The sequence below is a fragment of the Roseovarius sp. THAF27 genome (genome assembly GCF_009363655.1).
Taxonomy (GTDB): Bacteria; Pseudomonadota; Alphaproteobacteria; order Rhodobacterales; family Rhodobacteraceae; genus Roseovarius.
Map to the genome: position 1 here is coordinate 221,267 of NZ_CP045393.1, position 17,388 is coordinate 238,654.

Consider the following 17,388-nt stretch of genomic DNA (forward strand, 5'->3'; position numbering starts at 1 on the left):
CTTCAGACATAGGTGCGGGCATGGGCCCGGTCGGGACGATCGAGATGCGGGATGGCATTGAAGCCCGCGACCATCAGCGTGTCGTGCACGTAGCTGAGGCGGTGCATCGAGGCGTTGTTGATTTGCAGCATGACGCGGGCCATCGCGGTGTTGTCGAGGTCGAGCACGTGGCGCAGGGCCATGCCGATGACCCCGCCGGAGGTGACCAGAAGGGTGCGGCCCGCGTCGGCGCATTGCTCGGTCAGGACCTCGACGATGCGGGCGGCGAAGGCGTCGAAGCTTTCGGGGACGCCGGGCAGGTCGCCGGTGGTCCATAGGGTGATGACACGGGGCAGATGCGTGGCGAATTGCGAGGGGTCGGTGGGCACCGGGATGGCATGGGCGTCGAAGGCGGCCTGTGCGAGGGCGAAATAGCTGAGCTCGTTCAGGCGCGGGTCCCGGGTGGTGACGGTGACGCCCATGTGGTGGGCGGTGTCGACCTGGCGTTGCAGCGTGCCGGTGAGGACGCGGTCGAAATGCGGGTTGGTGGCGGCCAGATGCTCGCCCAGCCAGCGGGCCTGGTCGGCGCCGAGGTCGGAGAGTTGGTCGTAGCTGTCTTCGTCGGTGGCGTGGCTGTTGGCCTGTCCGTGCCGCACAAGGATGAGTTCCGCCAAGGTGGGTGCTTTCGTCGTGTCAGATGCGGGCAACCTAGCGCCGCGGCGCGGGAGGGTGAAGGCGGTTGGGGCGGATTATTTCGGGGGACGGGGACGCGTGGGTTTTCACCCACCCTACGTGGTGGTTGTGACGGGTCTGGAATGAGTCGCGGCAGGATGGATCGGAGGGCGTTGGTGGCGGGTGAGGGGTGTTTCGGGGTGGGGGCGCGTGGGTTGTCACCCACCCTACGCGGTTGCGCGTGCGTTATGCAGGGCCCCAGCTGACATCGCCGAGGAAGATATAGCCCGCGCCGTAGATCGTCTTGATCAGGCGGGGGTTCTTGGGGTCTTCGCGCAGCTTGGTGCGCAGGCGCGAGATGCGGACGTCCATGGCGCGGTCGAAGCTTTCGCCGGCGGCGCCGCCCAGGGCCTCTTGCATGGCCTGGCGCGAGATCAGGCGCTTGGGGCGGTCGAGGAAGAGGCGCAGCACCTCGCCCTCGGCATGGGAAAAGGGTGTTTCCTGCCCGGTGTCGTCTTCCAGCACGTAGCGGTCGAAATGCGCGGTCCAGGGACCGAAGCGGGCGGTGTTGCCGATCTGCGAGGTGGGCGCGTCGCGGCGCAGGCGGGCGCGGATGCGGGCCACGACCTCGGCCGGATCGAAGGGTTTGATGATGTAGTCGTCGGCGCCAAGCTCCAGCCCGGTGACGCGGTCCTGCACCTCGGCGCGGCCGGAGATGATGATGACACGCGCGCCCTGTTCCAGCGCCAGGCGATGCACCAGCGTCAGCCCGTCGCGGTCGGGCAGCGAGAGGTCCACGAGGCAGATATCGGGCGAGGTGGAGCGCAGCGCGGCCTCGAATTCGGTCGCGCGGGCGAAGGTGAGCGTGCGAAAGCCGGCCTCTTCCAGGGTCTGGGCCAGCATGGTGCGAATGGCCGGCTCATCATCGAGGATGGTGACGAGAGGGCACGTGTCGGTCATGGTGTCGCTCCGCCAGACAGGGCGGCGCGCAGGGCGCCGGGTTGGAACGGTTTGCGCAGCACCGGCGCGCGGGCGAGGGCGGCGGCGTGCAGCGGATCGGAGGGCGGCAGCGAGGTCATGAGCACCGCGGGCGGGTGCCGCGCCGGCAGGGCGTCGATGAGGTCGAGCCCGGTTGCCTCGCCTTCGAGGGTGATGTCGCTGAGGATGGCGGTGATCTCGGGCAGGCCGTTCAGCAGCGCCTGCGCCTCGGTCGCGCTGGTGGCCTCGATCACCTGATGGCCGTCGGCGCGCAGCATGGCGCGGATGCTTTCGCGCAGGTCGGCGCTGTCCTCGACCAGGAGGACGAAGCCGGGAGTGTCGTCGGCGCTGGCCTCGCGCAGGGGCAGGCGCAGGGTGACCTGGCCGCCCGCGTCGGTGTTGTCGATCATGACGCGACCACCGGCGAGCTTGGTCATGTTGTAAACCATGGTGAGGCCCAGTCCCGAGCCTTCGCCGCCCTTGGTGGTGAAGAACGGATCGAACGCGTGGCTGCGGACGTGGTCGGAAAAGCCGGGGCCGGTGTCGGAGACGGAGACGTCAAGCCAGGTGTCCTGCACGGTGGTGACGGCAAGCGTGATGCGGCCCGGCCCCGCGATGGCGTCGCGGGCGTTGAGCAGGAGATTGATCAGAGAATCCTGCAACATGCCGGGATCGAGCAGGCAGGTGCGGGGCGCGTCGGCGGGGAGGATATCGAGGGTGATCGTGTCGGGCAGGACCGAGCGGGCCAGCGGTTCCAGGTCGTTGAGGAAGGCGGGCAGGTCGGTGGGCACGGGCGTGTGTTCGCGCGGGCCGGTCATGTCGGCGATGCGGTCGAGCAGGGTGCCGCCGCGCCGCGCCGCGCCCAAGGTGGCGGCGATGAGGTCGGCGGCCTCCTCGGGCAGGGACATGGATTGCAGGCGGGACTGCATCCCGAGGATGATGGTCAGCAGGTTCGAGAAATCATGGGCGAGGCCCGATGTCAGCTGGGCGGCCATTTCGCGGCGGCGGTGCTGGCCCAGGGCGGCGCGGGTCTGGGCCTCTTCGGTGATGTCCATGGACAGGATGTAGACCCCGCCGGTGGCCGGATCGGGGGTGAGCGCGACCCGGATGCGGCGGGAACTGGCGGCGTGGGTGAACTCGAAGACCGACGGCTCGCCGTCATAGGCGCGGTCGAGATGCGGGGCGATGATGGCATTGGTCTCGTCCCCCAGCGCGTCGGCGGGGTGAAGGCCGACCGGGTCGGCGGTGCTGCCCGGCATGACCAGCGACAGGCGGCGGTTGGAATAGGTGTAGCGCCGGTCGGGGCCGACATGGGCGATATGGGCGGGCACCATCTCGGTCGTCAGGCGCATTCGGGCCTCGGCCTCGGACGCCTGGCGCTTGGCCTCTTCCAGCGCGATGATGGTGGATTCCAGTTGCCGGTTGGCCGCCGCGAGGTCGTCGGAATAGGTGACCAGCCGGTCCGACAGTTCCTCGGACCGGGCGGCGAGCAGCGCCTCCTGCTGCTTGGCGCGGGAGATGTCGGTGTAGACGGTGACCCAGCCGCCCTGGGGCAGGGGCGAGCCTTCGACGCTGATGGTGCGGCCGTTGGCGCGGGTGCGTTCCATGTAATGCGGCTCGAACGCGCGGGCGGTCTCGACCCGGTCGGCGACGAAACGGTCGAGGTCGGTCACCTCGCCATAGTCGCCGCGCTCGGCCAGAAAGCGGATGGTGTCCTCGAAATGCGCGCCGGGGGTGACCAGCCGGTCGGGCAGGTCGAACATCTCCTGGAAGCGGCGGTTGCAGACGGCGAGATCGAGATTGGCGTCGTAGATCGTCAGGGCCTGCTGGATGAGGTTGAGGCCCGCCGTTGTCATCTGCGTGGTATCGCGCGGGCTCATGCGGGATGCTCCTTGGCCCAGGCGAGGGCGGTGTCGAGCTGGTCGTCACCCCAGAAGAGCTCTTCGCCCACGGTGAAGCTGGGCGCGCCGAAGATGCCGCGGCGCATGGCCTCTTCGGTGGTGTCGCGCAGGCGGTGCTTGTTGGCGTCGGCCTGGGCCTTGTCGATCAGGTCGGCTGGGAGGTTGGCCGCCGAAAGGCAGGCGGCGATGACGTCCGCATCGGCGATGTTCAGGCCTTCGGCGAACTGCATGAGATAGAGGTTCTGGCAAAAGGCGATGCCCTGGGGGTGTTCGAGCGCCAGCTGCGCGGTGCGGGCGGCCAGCACGCTGTGCTGGGGCATGGTGTCGGAGCGTTTGAACGTGAGGCCGAGGGCGGCGCAGCGGCGTTCCATGTCGCGCCACATGTAATTGCCCTTGGCGGCGTAGATCTTGAACGGCGAGGTGTCCCAGCCCTGCGCGGCGAAGATCGGGCCGAGCAGGAAGGGGCGCCAGCGGACGGCCACACCGGCCTGCGTCGCGCGGGCGGGCAGGCGCATGACGCTGAGATAGGAGTAGGTCGAGGCGAATTCGAACCAGAAATCCATCCGTGGTTTCGTCATGGTGGCGATCCTCTTGCGAGAGGGGCAATCGACGGGGAAATGGCGGGTATGTCAAGGGTGGGGCTGCGCTGGGGCAGGAGATCCCGGATCAAGTCCGGGATGACGGTTGGTAATGGCCTGCGCGGAATCGAGGCCGCAGGCCGCCGCGCGATCGTCCGCTGACCGAAAGGCAATTGCCTGCAATCGCCGAAAGGGGGCCGCCCGTCACGCCAAAGGCGTGCCGACTATTAACTGCGCACCTGAGGTGCGACGGGCTGGCGATTGGGGGACGTGGGCGCGTCGAATGCAGGTTTTGCGGATTTGGCGTGGATAAAGCGCGCTGATGGAAGGTCGCTCGCCAGCCCGCGGTCTGGCAATCGCACGGCTTACGTGGCGTCTGTTACAATTCGTAAGGATTGGGAAAAGATCAGGAAAAAGTTGACGCTCAGCGTCGGCTGCGCACTCTATGGTGGATCAAGAATCGTCCCCAGGGGGAGCGGTCTGTTCGCGGGAGAGAGCGGACAAAGGGAGGACAAAATTTGGCACAGTCGTCGAGAGGCGCGGATGGGCTTGGGTCCATTCCGGCGCTTTTGCAGCGCAACGCCGCCCAGTTCGGCAACCGCCCCGCCTATCGGGAGAAGGAATACGGGATCTGGCAAAGCTGGACCTGGGCCGAGGCGGAGCAGGAGATCGAGGCGCTGGCGCTGGGGCTGTTGAAGCTTGGCGTCGATAAAGGCGACTTCATTGCCATCATCGGGCGCAACCGGCCCTATTTCTACTGGTCGATGGTCGCCGCGCAGTCGGTGGGCGCGATCCCGGTGCCGGTCTATCAGGACAGCGCCAGCGACGAGATGGCCTATGTGCTGGACCATTGCGGCGCGCGGTTCGCCATTGTCGAGGACCAGGAGCAGGTCGACAAGATCATCGACATCCAGGACCAGCTGCATCAGTTCGAGCACATGATCTATGTCGATCCGAGGGGTCTGCGGAAGTACGATCATGGCAAGCTGCATCCCTTTACGGAGGTTCAGGAACAGGGGCGTGAGGCGAAGGACACGCTGATGTCCGAGCTCAAGGCGCGGCGCGAGGCCCTGGATTATGACAGCACTTGCGTGATGCTGTATACCTCGGGCACCACAGGCAAGCCCAAGGGCGTGGTGCTGTCGAACCGCAACATCATCGAGGCGTCGAAATCGTCGTCGGAGTTCGATCACCTGACGCGGAACGAGGAAGTGCTGGCCTACCTGCCGATGGCCTGGGTGGGGGATTTCATCTTTTCCATCGGGCAGGCCTATTGGTGCGGGTTCTGCGTGAACTGCCCCGAGAGCCCGGACACGATGCAGGTGAACCTGCGCGAGATCGGGCCGACCTATTATTTCGCTCCGCCGCGCGTGTTCGAGACGCAGCTTACGAACGTGATGATCCGGATGGAGGATGCCAGCCGGATGAAGCAATGGCTGTTCCATACCTTCATGGCGCACGCGCGGAAGGTGGGGCCGGCGATCCTGGACGGCAAGAGCGTCAGCGGGTGGGACCGGCTGAAATACAAGCTGGGTGGGCTGCTGGTGTACGGGCCGCTGAAGGATACGCTGGGATTTGGCCGCGTGCGCGTGGGCTATACCGCCGGGGAAGCGATCGGGCCGGAGATTTTCGATTTCTACCGCTCCTTGGGCATCAACCTGAAGCAGCTTTACGGGCAGACCGAGGCGTCGGTGTTCATCACGCTTCAGCCCGATGGCGAGGTCTATAGCGATACGGTGGGCGTGGCCGCGCCGGGGGTGGAGTTGCGCATCGCCGAGAGTGGCGAGGTGTTCTATCGCGGCGATGGTGTGTTCGAGGAGTATTACAAGAACGCCGAGAGCACGGCGAGCACCAAGGATGCCGAGGGCTGGGTCGCGACGGGCGATGCCGGGTTCATCGACGAGGCGACCGGGCATCTGAAGATCATCGACCGCGCCAAGGATGTGGGCAAAATGGCCGATGGCAGCCTGTTTGCCCCGAAATACGTGGAAAACAAGCTGAAATTCTATCCCAACATCCTGGAGGCCGTGGTGTTCGGCAATGGGCGGGAGCAGTGCACGGCCTTCATCAACATCGACCTGAATGCCGTCGGCAACTGGGCCGAGCGGAACAATATCGGCTATGCCTCCTACCAGGAATTGGCGGGGCATCCGCGCGTGCTGGCGACGGTGAAGGAACACGTGGAAGAGGTGAACCGGAGCCTTTCCGAGGACCCGATGCTGGCGCATTGCCAGGTGCACCGCTTCCTTGTGCTGCACAAGGAGCTGGATGCGGATGACGGTGAAATGACCCGGACGCGGAAGGTGCGGCGGGGGGTCATTTCGGAGAAGTTCGAGGAGTTGCTTGGGGCGCTTTATGACGGCTCGACTGAGAAGTTCACCACGACGGAAGTCACCTATGAGGATGGGCGCAAGGGCAGCATCTCGGCCACGCTGAAGATCGTGGACGCCGAGGTGGTGCCGGTGGCGCAGGAGAAGGTGGCGGCGGAATGACGGGACGACGCTCAGCTGCGCTTTCGCCCCGCCCGCCATCCCGTGGCGTTTTGGGAGAGTTTTGATGCTTGATCAGACCGAAGGTTACACCACCGAGGATGGTCGCAAGATTGGCGGCGTGGTGATGGAGATGAAGAACATCACGCTGCGTTTCGGCGGGGTGGTGGCGATCCAGGACATCAGCTTTGACGTGCGCGAGGGCGAGATCCGGGCGATCATCGGGCCCAATGGTGCGGGCAAGTCCTCGATGCTGAATGTCATCAGTGGCTTCTACAATCCGCAGGAGGGCGAGGTCTGGTACAAGGGCGAGAAGCGCCCGCAGATGAAGCCCTATCAGGTGGCGCAGCAGGGGATTGCGCGGACGTTCCAGAACATCGCGCTCTTCGAGGGGATGAGCGTGCTGGACAACGTGATGACAGGGCGCATCCGGCAGATGAAATCGGGGCTGTTTTCGCAATCGCTGTGGAAAGGCAAGGCCGAGCGCGAGGAGGTCGAGAACCGGGCTTTCGTGGAGCGGATCATCGACTTTCTGGAAATCCAGCATATTCGCAAGACGCCGGTTGGGCGGCTGCCCTATGGCCTGAAAAAACGGGTGGAATTGGCGCGGGCGCTGGCCGCCGAGCCGTCGATCCTGCTGCTGGACGAGCCGATGGCGGGGATGAACGTCGAGGAGAAGGAGGACATGAGCCGCTTTGTCCTTGATGTGAATGACGAGTTCGGGACGACGATTGTTCTGATCGAGCATGACATGGGCGTGGTGATGGATTTGTCCGACCGTGTGGTTGTGATGGATTACGGCAAGAAGATCGGGGATGGCACGCCTGACGAGGTGCGCAGCAACCAGGCGGTGATCGACGCCTATCTGGGGGTGGCGCATGATTGATGCGGGACGGTCTGCGTGGGTTTTCACCCACCAAAGATGGGTTTCCACCCATCAAAGATGGGTTTCCACCCATCCTACGGGGCGCATGGTCGATGTCCGGCGGTCCGCCGTCCCGGCCTTGAGCCGGGACCTCGGTGGCCGGGAGGCCCCGGATCAGGTCCGGGGCGGGAATGCGAAGGAGGTTCGTGATGCCTGATCAACTGATATTCGGCATGGAAGTGTTCCTGAACGGTCTGATGGCCGGGGTGCTCTATGCGCTGGTCGCGCTGGGCTTCGTGCTGATCTACAAGGCCAGCGGCATCTTCAATTATGCGCAAGGGGTCATGGCGCTGTTCGCGGCGCTGACGCTGGTGGGGATCATGGAAGGGCAGGTGCCATTCAGCCACCTGATCAACGCGATCTTCGGCACGGAAATCCACCATTTCGGCTGGCACGTGCCGGCACTGGCGGCGATCCTGTTGACGATGGTGGTGATGGTCGCGCTGGCCTGGGTGGTGAATGTGCTGATCTTCAAGCACCTGGTGAACCAGGAGCCGATCATCCTGTTCATGGCCACGATCGGGCTTGCCTATTTCCTCGAAGGGTTCGGGGACATGATGTGGGGGTCGGACATCAAGACGATGGATGTGGGCCTGCCGCAGGGGATCAACGAGGTGATCGACGAGACCACGGCGGGGTGGTTTGGATACGGCTTTTTCATCGACAACCTGGATATCGTGGCGACGGTGATCGCGGCCGCGCTGGTCTTCACGCTGATCGTGTTCGCGCAATACACCAAACAGGGGCGCGCGATGCGGGCCGTGGCGGACGATCACCAGGCGGCGCTGTCGGTGGGCATTTCGCTGAATTTCATCTGGGTGATGGTGTGGTCGCTGGCCGGGTTCGTGGCGCTGGTCGCGGGGATCATGTGGGGCACCAAGTCGGGCGTGCAGTTCTCGCTGTCGCTGATCGCGCTGAAGGCGCTTCCGGTGTTGATGCTGGGCGGCTTCACCTCGATCCCCGGGGCCATCGTGGGCGGTTTGCTGATCGGGGTGGGCGAGAAGCTCTTCGAGTTCGCCATCGGCGCGCCCTACCTCGGCGGGGCGACGGAGATCTGGTTTGCCTATGTGCTGGCGCTGATCTTCCTGGTGTTCCGACCGCAGGGCCTTTTTGGCGAGAAGATCATCGAGAGGGTATGAGCGGTGCGCCTTGAGCAGAGCATAGACTGCCCGGATTGCGGCACGCCCATCGCGATAGAGACGCGGGCGCTGATGGAGGGGGCATCTTTTGCCTGCGGCACTTGCGGCGCGGAGATTTCCATGGCGGGGCGCGCCGAGGAAAGCTGGGGCGCGGCGCAGGCGAAGTTCGCGGCGCTGAAGGCGGATATGCTGAAGGACGGGGAGAGCGGGGCATGACCCACAAGGCGCGCATCAGCGTGGTCTGCATCGACTGCCAGACCGACGACCTGTCGGAGGCGACGGCGTTCTGGTCGGCGGCGCTGGGCAAGGACGCAAAGATCGACGAACGCGGGAAATACACCGAGTTCGACGGGCATCGCGGGCACCCGAAGGTGTTGCTGCAGGCGGTGGATCACGCGCCGCGGGTGCATCTGGATATCGAGACCGACGACCAGGAGGCGGAGTGCGCGCGGCTGACGGCGCTGGGCGCGCGCGAGGTCGACCGGCTGCGCGGCTGGATCGTGATGGAGGCGCCGACCGGGCACAGGTTCTGCCTGGTGGGGCCGCAGGGCGACGACTGGCCCGGCGACGCGGCCACGTTCGAGGAAGAGGCCGGGGCATGAGACAGCTGATCGCGATTTTGAACGTGGTCGCATGGTCGGGGTTCTGGGCTTTCGGGTACCTGGCGCTGACTGCGGGCGTGGAGTCGGCTGGCCAGATGGTGGTGGCTGCGGTCCTTGCGGCGCTGGGCGGCGGCACGGGGATGCTGGCGTATTTCTGGCTGGTGCGGCACGCGGAGGAGACGGGCTATGCCAGGCCTGCGAACCGCGTGGCGAAGCGGGAGGATGACGATGCCGAACCTGTTTGAGCGGCCCCGTGCGGGCGACCGCGTGTCCCTGCGGGCCACGGCACCCGCCCGCCCGGGACCTTCGTCCGGGGCATGTGACTTTGGTGGAGGAGAGATCTGATGTTTTATCGTGAGGCGGGCGACTTCAAGACGTCCTACGTGGCGGACAGCCAGACCTTTCCGATCAAGTTCGACAGGTTTCGCTATTACGCGGTGTTGCTGGTGGCGTTCGCCATCGTGCCCTTCGTGATCAACGACTACTGGGTAAACGCGGTTTTCCTGCCGTTCCTGATATATTCGATCGCGGCGATCGGACTGAATATCCTGGTGGGTTATTGCGGGCAGGTGAGCCTGGGCACCGGGGGGTTCATGGCCGTGGGGGCCTATGCCTGTTACAAGCTGATGACCGGATTCCCGGAGGTGAGTATCTTTTTCCACGTGATCATCTCGGGCGGGATCACGGCGGGGGTCTGCGTGCTCTTTGGTCTGCCCAGTTTGCGGATCAAGGGGTTCTACCTGGCGGTGGCGACGCTGGCGGCGCAATTTTTCCTCGTGTGGCTCTTCAACCGGGTAGGGTGGTTCTACAATTACTCGGCCTCGGGTCAGATCAACGCGCCCGAGCGCACGGTGCTGGGCGTGCCCATTACCGGTGCTGAGACGGCGCCTTGGGCGGCGTATCTGTTTTGCCTGGTATTCACCGTGGTTTGCGCGCTTGTCGCGCGGAACCTGACGCGGGGGATGCAGGGGCGGCAGTGGATGGCCATTCGGGATATGGACATCGCGGCCGAGATCATCGGGGTCAATCCGCTGAAGGCCAAGCTGAGCGCCTTTGCCGTGTCGGGCTTTTTCGTGGGCATTGCCGGCGCGCTGTTCTTTGCCGTCTACCTGGGCGCCGTGGAAGTGGGCGAGGTTTTCGGCATCAACAAGTCGTTCCTGGTGCTGTTCATGGTGATCATCGGGGGGCTTGGGTCGATCTTCGGGTCCTTCGCCGGGGCGGCGTTCCTGGTGCTGTTGCCGGTGTTGTTGAAAAACGTGCTGGTGGGGGGGCTGGGCTGGCCCACGGACCTGGCGGCGCATTTCGAGTTCATCATAGTGGGCGGGCTGATCGTGATATTCCTGGTGGCCGAGCCGCACGGGCTGGCGCAGCTGTGGCGCGTGGCGAAGGAGAAACTGAGACTATGGCCGTTTCCGCATTAGGGGGCGGCGTGGCGGGATGAAATCCCGCCCTACGGGTTGGGCGCTCGCGCCCATGACAAGACATCGGACATACCAAGGGAGGAACAAACCGATGAAACAGAGACTGCTGACAGCGATTGCAGCTGTGGCGATGGTGGCGAGCCCCGCGCTTGCGGAGCTGACCATCGTCGATACCAGCTATCGCACCGGGCCTTATGCGGCGAACGGCATTCCGTTCTCGGATGGCTACCAGGACTATTTCACCCTGCTGAACGAGCGTGACGGCGGTATCGGGGGCGAGAAGATCAACCTGATCGAGTGCGAGACCGGATACAATACCGAGAAGGGCGTGGAGTGCTACGAGGCCACCAAGGGCGAAGGCGCGCTGGTGTATCAGCCGCTGTCCACGGGCATCACCTATCAGCTGATCCCGAAGGCGACGGCCGATGGCATCCCGCTTCATACGATGGGCTATGGCCGCACCAGCGCCAAGGCCGGCGAGGTGTTCAAATGGGTGTTCAACTATCCCGCCAACTATTGGGACGGCGCAAGCCTCGCGATCACGCACCTGGCGGAGCAGAACGAGGGCGACCTGAGCGGCAAGAAGGTGGCGCTGGTCTATCACAACTCGGCCTATGGCAAGGAGCCGATCCGCACGCTGGAGAAGCTGGCCGAGAAGCATGGTTACGAGCTGATGCTGCTGCCGGTGGATCACCCGGGCCAGGAGCAGAAATCTCAGTGGTTGCAGGTGCGCCAGCAGCGCCCGGATTACGTGATCATGTGGGGTTGGGGCGTGATGAACCAGGTCGCGATCCAGGAAGCCGTGAACATCCGGTTCCCGATGGAGAACTTCATCGGTATCTGGTGGTCCGGCTCGGAGAACGACGTGAAATCGGCGGGCGCCGGCGCCGATGGGTACAAGGCGCTGACCTTCCACAACCTGGGGTCCGATTACCCGGTCTATGACGATATCCAGCAGTATGTCGTGGATACCGGCAATGCCGCGGGTGCGGGCGACCAGATCGGCTCGGTCCTGTATAACCGGGGCATGTATGCCGCGATGCTGGCCGCCGAGGCGATCAAGACTGCGCAGGAGATGCATGGTACCGCCGCGATCAACGCAGCGCAGATGCGCGACGGTATGGAGAACCTGGAAATGACCGAGGAGAAGATGGCCGCGCTTGGCCTTCCGAATTTCGGCCCCGAGTTCAAGGTGTCGTGCGAGAACCATGGCGGCAACGGCTTTGGCGCCGTGTCGCAGTGGAACGCGGAGGCCGGCGCGTTCGACCTGATCACCGAGTACTACCAGTCGGACCAGGAGGTCATCCAGCCGCTGGTGGAAGAGGATTCGGCGGCGTTCGCGGAAGAGAACGGCATCGAGCCGGGCTGCTGATCTGACCTTTCTCCGGCCGCCGCACGCGGTGGCGGCCGGGGGATTTCGAGTATTTTTGGCAAGAAAAAGCGCGGGTCGCATGCGGGACCCGGCGCGATGGAGACCGAAGCATGGCCGAGGCTGCTGTCCAGACCGAAGAGAACCTGCTTGAGGTGAACAATATCGAGGTGATCTACAACCACGTGATCCTCGTGCTGAAGGGCGTGAGCCTGAGCGTGCCGAAGGGCGGGATCACCGCGCTTTTGGGCGGCAACGGTGCGGGCAAGACCACCACGCTGAAGGCGGTTTCCAACCTGCTGAAATCCGAGCGGGGCGAGGTGACCAAGGGTAATATCCGGTACCGCGGGGAGCGGGTGCAGGACCTTGTGCCGTCGGAGCTGGTGAAGAAGGGCGTGATCCAGGTGATGGAGGGGCGCCATTGCTTCGAGCACCTGACGGTGGAGGAGAACCTGTTGACGGGGGCCTATACGCGCGGGTCGAGCAAGGGGGAGATCGAGAAGGATCTGGACCTTGTGTACGAATATTTTCCACGCCTGAAGGAGCGGCGGCGGAGCCAGGCGGGATACACGTCCGGCGGGGAGCAGCAGATGTGTGCCATCGGGCGCGCGCTGATGTCGCGGCCCGAGACGATCCTGCTGGACGAGCCGAGCATGGGGCTGGCGCCGCAGTTGGTGGAGCAGATCTTCGGCATCGTGAAGTCGCTGAACGAGGAGGAGGGCTATACCTTTCTGCTGGCGGAGCAGAACACGAACGTGGCGCTGCGGTTCGCGCAGTATGGGTATATTCTGGAGTCGGGGCGCGTGGTGATGGACGGGCCCGCGAAGGAGCTTCGCGAGAACCCGGATGTGAAGGAATTCTACCTGGGCATGTCGGACGAGGGTCGCAAATCGTTCCGCGACGTGCGCAGCTATCGCCGGCGGAAGCGGTGGCTTTCATGAGCGACCATGTCTGGTTCTTTGCCTATCCGGAACCGACGCCGCCGAACGCCCGAGCCTTGCTGAGCGGCACGATTGCCGATCTGGTTGGGCAGGGGATCATCCGGCGGGACCGGGACCCGGAGTCCATTCTGGGTGAGCCCAGGGGGCCTGTGCATCGTCCGGCAGACGGGGCTATCGCGCTTGCCCGACCTTACGACTCCTTTGCGGAACTGCTGACCAACGGTGCGGAGTTTTGCGGGTCGCTGATCTTCAACCACGGTCCGTTGAATACCGAGACGCTGGAATGTCCCCGGTGCGGGATGACGGTTTCGGCCAGGGAGGTGGAGGCGTTCAATGACCAGCTCGAGCAGATCGGAGAGGCGGTGGCCGATGCCGATTTCTCCGACACGGCTGTCACGTGCATCGCCTGCGGGGCCGAGACATCGGTGAATGAATGGGCGTCCGAGGGCGGCTTTATCATCGCGGGGTTCGGCGTGGGGTTGTGGAACTGGCCTTATGGCACGCCGGTGATGGATGCGGTCAGGGACAGCCTGGAGCGGAATGTGGGGCGACCGGGGCTCGCATCGGACGGGTACCGGATATGAAAGCGGTTGGACGCAGAGACCTTGGCCAGCGGAGGGCCGACAGATGAGCCAGTATTTCGACGATCTTGAAACACGGGACCCCGGGGACCGGGCATCGGTGCTGGCGCGTGCCTTGGGCGCGCAGATCGAACGGGCGCAAGGCTTGCCAGGTTACGGTGACACGCTGGCGGGGGTCGCTCCGGGGGATATCAAGAGCGTGGCCGATCTGGCCGGGTTGCCAGTGCTGCGCAAGGCGGACCTGGGACAGGCGCAGAAGGCTGAGCCGCCCTTTGGCGGGCTGACGGCGGAGCCGGTCTCGGGCTTTGCGCATGTGTTCCAGAGCCCCGGGCCGATCTACGAGCCGGGCGGGGCCGGGGGCGACTGGTGGCGGATGGGCCGGTTCCTGCACGCCTGCGGGATCGGTGCGGGGGATATCGTGCAGAACTGTTTCGGCTATCACCTGACGCCTGCCGGCATGATGTTCGAGAACGGGGCGCGGGCCGTGGGGGCCACGGTGTTGCCCGCCGGGACCGGGCAGACAGAGTTGCAGGTGCAGGCGGCGCATGACATCGGGACAACGGCTTATGCCGGGACGCCGGATTACCTGAAGGTGATCCTGGACAAGGCGGACGAGATGGGGCTGGCTTTGAAGATAACCAAGGCCGCCGTGGGGGGCGGGGCGCTGTTTCCGTCGCTGCGGCAGGAATATGCGGACAGGGGCATTCAGTGTCTGCAATGCTATGCCACCGCCGATCTGGGCAACATCGCCTATGAAAGCGCGGCTCAGGAGGGGCTGATCGTCGACGAGGGCGTGATCGTGGAGATCGTGACGCCGGGCACGGGCGACCCGGTGACACCCGGCGCGGTGGGCGAGGTGGTGGTGACCACGCTGAACCCGGATTATCCGCTGATCCGCTTTGCCACCGGAGACCTGAGCGCGGTGATGGAAGGGGAAAGCCCCTGCGGGCGGACCAACATGCGGATCAAGGGCTGGATGGGGCGCGCCGACCAGACCACCAAGATCAAGGGCATGTTCGTGCGCCCCGAGCAGGTGGCCGCGCTGGTCGCCAAGCATGACGAGATTGCGCGCGCCCGGGTGGTGGCCAGTCGCGAGGGCGAGATGGACGTGATGACCGTGCAGATCGAGGCCGATGGCGGTGCGCCCGAGGCCTATGCGGCGACGGTGAGCGACGTGCTGAAGCTGAAGGGCAAGATCGAGGTCGTGGCCCGGGGCAGCCTGCCGAACGATGGCAAGGTGATCGAGGATTTGCGCAGTTACGAGTGAGGGTGTGGGCCGCTGGGCGTTTCCGGGGCGCGCGCGTTCAACGCCGAGGCGAAGCCCAAGGCGACCACGCCCCAGGAGCCGCGCGGGCCAGACGCTTTTGCACGTGTCCGGTATCGACCGGGACAGGCCTGCTTGGAAGGTTGATCCGCGCCTGCGTGCCGTGCCGGCCCTTCAGGCGACCTGTTCCGAGTGCTACGCCTATGCGGCGATTCGCGCTTCCAGATCGAGCCGCATGGTGGCCATGCCGTGGCGACGCGACAGTTCTTCGTAACCGGCCGAGAGATAGGCGTTGAAGGCTGGCGCGTTATCGGTCTCTACCTTCAGGGTCAGGACCAGCGCACCGAGATCCTCTGCCGCCTGCTCGACGATCTTGGCCAATTCGGCGCCCGCGCCGCCGCGCATCTCTTCGCGGAGGTAGACGTAGGTCAGGTGCCGCACTTCCGGGCCGATACCTTCGCGCAGGGCGAAAAAACCAACGTCGTGCCCTTCCGCGTCAAGAAGGTAGAAGGAGACATCCGAAGACTCGCCGAGCCAGTTGCGATGCCATTCCATCTCGTCGAAGGGCACCTTTGCGCTGGGGTTGAGCAAGGGAATTTCCGTGTCCGGCAGCATCTTTGCCAACGGGGCCAGATCGCGGTCGTGGTTGCGGCGCAGGGTGAGTGTCATTGGTCCTTCCTTCGGCTGGTCGCGGCGCCAACGCGCCGGAGAGTGTCATTGAAACCGTGCGCCTGACATGGAAGGCCCGCTCGCGTCAACCATAGTCGCAAAGCCCGGCACCTGGATGCGCGTCGGGCGCTCCAAGGTGAAAGCCGGCTCTGCCCGGTCGTGCTGAAAGGCCGGCCCGGTGTCGAGGCCGGGGCTTGCGACGGTCTGGAAAGGTCCGCGCGCCGGGCCTTCCGAGCCGCCTGTTCGCCATGCCCTCCATCGTTGCGAAATCCGAGCCGCCGGTCTTTACATTCTGATCAAATTCCGGGCAGTTATTCCTTATGAATGCGCATCTCAAAGGGCTGCTGCTGACCACGCTGGGCGTGTTGTTCGTGGTGCCCGATTCCCTGTTCGTGCGGCTGATCGAGGCGGAGCCGCTGGTCGTGGCCTTCTGGCGCGGGATCACCGCCGGGGTTTTCATCCTGGTGGGCGTGCTGGCCTTCATGCCGCGCGGGTCGACCCGCGCCGCGCTCAGCACCGGGTGGCCGGGGGTGATCTACATCGTGCTGATGGGCTCGACCGCGCCGGGATTCGTGCTGGCGGTGACGCAGACCAGCGTGGCGAACGTGGTGTTCATCTTTGCCTCGATGCCGGTGTTCGCCGCCCTTTTCGGCAAGGTATTCCTGGGCGAGGGGATCAGCAAGCGCATGGTGCTGACCATGCTGGGGGTGTTCGCCGGGCTGGCGATCATCGCCTATGGCTCGGGCGAGAACGAGATCGCCAGCTGGAAGGGCGACATCTGGGCGGTGATCGTCTGCGCCTCTTACGCCGGTGCGCTGACGGCGGTGCGGCAGTTGAAGGATGTCTCGATGATCCCGGCCATCCCGGTGGCCTATATCGGCGCGGGGCTGGTGGTGCTGCCCTTCGTGTCGCCATGGGTGCCGGTGGCGGCGCAATGGCATCTGTTTGCGCTGCACGGGGCGTTCATCGCGGTCGCCACGTGCTTTCTGACGTTGGGCCCGCGCTATATCAGCTCGGCGGAGGTGTCTTTGCTGATCTTGCTGGAATCGGTGCTGGCGCCGCTGCTGGTCTGGGCCGTGGTGGGCGAGGACCCGGGGCGCTGGGCCATCGTCGGCGGCGCGGTGGTGATCGGGGCGCTCGTGGTGTCGAACATGGTGGCACTCAGGCGGCGGCGATGAGCGGCGCGGAGGATGACCCGGGTGGTGAGCCGCCGTGTTTCGCGCAGAACCTGGTGGGCGGCCATATCGTGGATGCGCAGACATGGGCCGACGTGGCGCAGTTTCGCAAGAGTGACCGCGCACGGCTTTATGCCCTGCGAAAGGAGCTGTCGCAGGACGAGCTGGCCGGACAGGCGGCGGCGGCGATGGCCACGCTGACCCGTGTTCTGGGGGATGTCGCTGGCCAGACCGTGGCCGGGTATTGGCCGATCCGGGGCGAACTGGACCTGCGGCCTTGGCTGCGCCGGGCGATTGCGGCGGGGGCGCAGGTGGCGCTGCCCGTGGTGGTGGAAAAGGGCCGGGCGGTGGCGTTTCACCTGTGGCACCCCGGCGCGAAAATGACGCGTGGCATCTGGAATATTCCGGTTCCCGCCGAGGCGCGCGCCGTCACGCCCGATATCGTCATCGCGCCGCTTCTGGGGGTCGATGACGGCTGCTACAGGCTGGGCAACGGGGGTGGCTATTACGACATGACGCTGGCCGGGCTGGCGCCGCGGCCAAGGGTGATCGGGGTGGGGCATGATTTCTGCCCAGTGCAGACGATCTTTCCGCAGCCCTGGGACGTGCCGATGGATGAGGTGATCCTGGGCGACGGGTCGCATGTGCGCCGCGCGGCGTGACAGCTTTACGCGCCGCCCTGCTGCTTTTTCTTGCCGAAAATAC

Annotated in this window: 18 protein-coding genes; 13 read left to right on the forward strand and 5 right to left on the reverse strand. The window is 65.1% G+C overall.

Annotation, left to right across the window (positions count from 1 at the left end):
- Nucleotides 1-2 precede the first annotated feature (2 nt).
- From FIU89_RS01085 to FIU89_RS01100, 4 genes are all read right to left on the reverse strand, one after another.
- Nucleotides 3-653, reverse strand: a complete 651-nt coding sequence (locus FIU89_RS01085) for a histidine phosphatase family protein (protein ID WP_152490896.1) — start codon at nucleotides 651-653, stop codon at nucleotides 3-5.
- Between the two features lie 244 nt (nucleotides 654-897).
- Nucleotides 898-1,611 carry a response regulator transcription factor gene (locus tag FIU89_RS01090; RefSeq protein ID WP_152490897.1) on the reverse strand — a complete coding sequence of 238 codons (714 nt, stop codon included), beginning with the start codon at nucleotides 1,609-1,611 and terminating at the stop codon, nucleotides 898-900.
- Nucleotides 1,608-3,509 (reverse strand): PAS-domain containing protein, encoded by a 1,902-nt coding sequence (locus FIU89_RS01095; RefSeq protein WP_254701761.1) that lies wholly within the window; start codon nucleotides 3,507-3,509, stop codon nucleotides 1,608-1,610. The genes FIU89_RS01090 and FIU89_RS01095 overlap by 4 nt, the downstream gene beginning before the upstream one ends.
- Nucleotides 3,506-4,108, reverse strand: a complete 603-nt coding sequence (locus FIU89_RS01100; protein ID WP_152490898.1) for a 2-hydroxychromene-2-carboxylate isomerase — start codon at nucleotides 4,106-4,108, stop codon at nucleotides 3,506-3,508. Before FIU89_RS01100 ends, FIU89_RS01095 begins: the two co-directional genes overlap by 4 nt.
- 518 nt (nucleotides 4,109-4,626) lie before the next feature.
- Here FIU89_RS01100 and FIU89_RS01105 point away from each other — a divergent pair.
- The 11 genes from FIU89_RS01105 (at nucleotide 4,627) to FIU89_RS01155 (ending at nucleotide 14,842) form a co-directional block, all read left to right on the forward strand.
- Complete coding sequence (locus tag FIU89_RS01105) at nucleotides 4,627-6,600, forward strand: AMP-binding protein (protein WP_152490899.1); 1,974 nt, start codon at nucleotides 4,627-4,629, stop codon at nucleotides 6,598-6,600.
- A 64-nt stretch (nucleotides 6,601-6,664) separates the two neighbouring features.
- Nucleotides 6,665-7,483 (forward strand): ABC transporter ATP-binding protein, encoded by an 819-nt coding sequence (locus FIU89_RS01110; protein ID WP_152490900.1) that lies wholly within the window; start codon nucleotides 6,665-6,667, stop codon nucleotides 7,481-7,483.
- 188 nt (nucleotides 7,484-7,671) lie between these two features.
- Nucleotides 7,672-8,661 carry a branched-chain amino acid ABC transporter permease gene (locus tag FIU89_RS01115; RefSeq protein ID WP_152473376.1) on the forward strand — a complete coding sequence of 330 codons (990 nt, stop codon included), beginning with the start codon at nucleotides 7,672-7,674 and terminating at the stop codon, nucleotides 8,659-8,661.
- A 3-nt stretch (nucleotides 8,662-8,664) separates the two neighbouring features.
- Nucleotides 8,665-8,877, forward strand: a complete 213-nt coding sequence (locus FIU89_RS01120; protein ID WP_152490901.1) for a hypothetical protein — start codon at nucleotides 8,665-8,667, stop codon at nucleotides 8,875-8,877.
- Nucleotides 8,874-9,263, forward strand: coding sequence for a VOC family protein (locus tag FIU89_RS01125; RefSeq protein ID WP_152490902.1), 390 nt, complete (start codon nucleotides 8,874-8,876; stop codon nucleotides 9,261-9,263). Before FIU89_RS01120 ends, FIU89_RS01125 begins: the two co-directional genes overlap by 4 nt.
- Nucleotides 9,260-9,508 carry a hypothetical protein gene (locus FIU89_RS01130; protein ID WP_152490903.1) on the forward strand — a complete coding sequence of 83 codons (249 nt, stop codon included), beginning with the start codon at nucleotides 9,260-9,262 and terminating at the stop codon, nucleotides 9,506-9,508. The genes FIU89_RS01125 and FIU89_RS01130 overlap by 4 nt, the downstream gene beginning before the upstream one ends.
- Nucleotides 9,509-9,607: 99 nt before the next feature.
- Nucleotides 9,608-10,684 carry a branched-chain amino acid ABC transporter permease gene (locus tag FIU89_RS01135; RefSeq protein ID WP_152490904.1) on the forward strand — a complete coding sequence of 359 codons (1,077 nt, stop codon included), beginning with the start codon at nucleotides 9,608-9,610 and terminating at the stop codon, nucleotides 10,682-10,684.
- Between the two features lie 91 nt (nucleotides 10,685-10,775).
- Complete coding sequence (locus tag FIU89_RS01140; RefSeq protein ID WP_152490905.1) at nucleotides 10,776-12,056, forward strand: ABC transporter substrate-binding protein; 1,281 nt, start codon at nucleotides 10,776-10,778, stop codon at nucleotides 12,054-12,056.
- Nucleotides 12,057-12,166: 110 nt separating this feature from the next.
- Nucleotides 12,167-12,994, forward strand: coding sequence for an ABC transporter ATP-binding protein (locus FIU89_RS01145; protein WP_152490906.1), 828 nt, complete (start codon nucleotides 12,167-12,169; stop codon nucleotides 12,992-12,994).
- Nucleotides 12,991-13,578: a hypothetical protein gene (locus tag FIU89_RS01150; protein ID WP_152490907.1), complete on the forward strand. Its 588-nt coding sequence runs from the start codon at nucleotides 12,991-12,993 to the stop codon at nucleotides 13,576-13,578. Before FIU89_RS01145 ends, FIU89_RS01150 begins: the two co-directional genes overlap by 4 nt.
- A gap of 43 nt (nucleotides 13,579-13,621) precedes the next feature.
- Nucleotides 13,622-14,842: a phenylacetate--CoA ligase family protein gene (locus FIU89_RS01155; RefSeq protein ID WP_152490908.1), complete on the forward strand. Its 1,221-nt coding sequence runs from the start codon at nucleotides 13,622-13,624 to the stop codon at nucleotides 14,840-14,842.
- Between the two features lie 198 nt (nucleotides 14,843-15,040).
- Here FIU89_RS01155 and FIU89_RS01160 read toward each other — a convergent pair whose 3' ends face one another.
- On the reverse strand, nucleotides 15,041-15,508 hold the full coding sequence (locus tag FIU89_RS01160) for an N-acetyltransferase (RefSeq protein ID WP_152490909.1): 468 nt from the start codon (nucleotides 15,506-15,508) through the stop codon (nucleotides 15,041-15,043).
- A gap of 320 nt (nucleotides 15,509-15,828) precedes the next feature.
- On the opposite strand from FIU89_RS01160, the gene FIU89_RS01165 reads away from it, so the two are divergent.
- Nucleotides 15,829-16,686 carry a DMT family transporter gene (locus tag FIU89_RS01165; protein WP_152490910.1) on the forward strand — a complete coding sequence of 286 codons (858 nt, stop codon included), beginning with the start codon at nucleotides 15,829-15,831 and terminating at the stop codon, nucleotides 16,684-16,686.
- A complete protein-coding gene (locus FIU89_RS01170) occupies nucleotides 16,683-17,345 on the forward strand; it encodes a 5-formyltetrahydrofolate cyclo-ligase (protein WP_152490911.1) in 663 nt (220 codons plus the stop codon). The genes FIU89_RS01165 and FIU89_RS01170 overlap by 4 nt, the downstream gene beginning before the upstream one ends.
- Nucleotides 17,346-17,388: the final 43 nt, after the last annotated feature.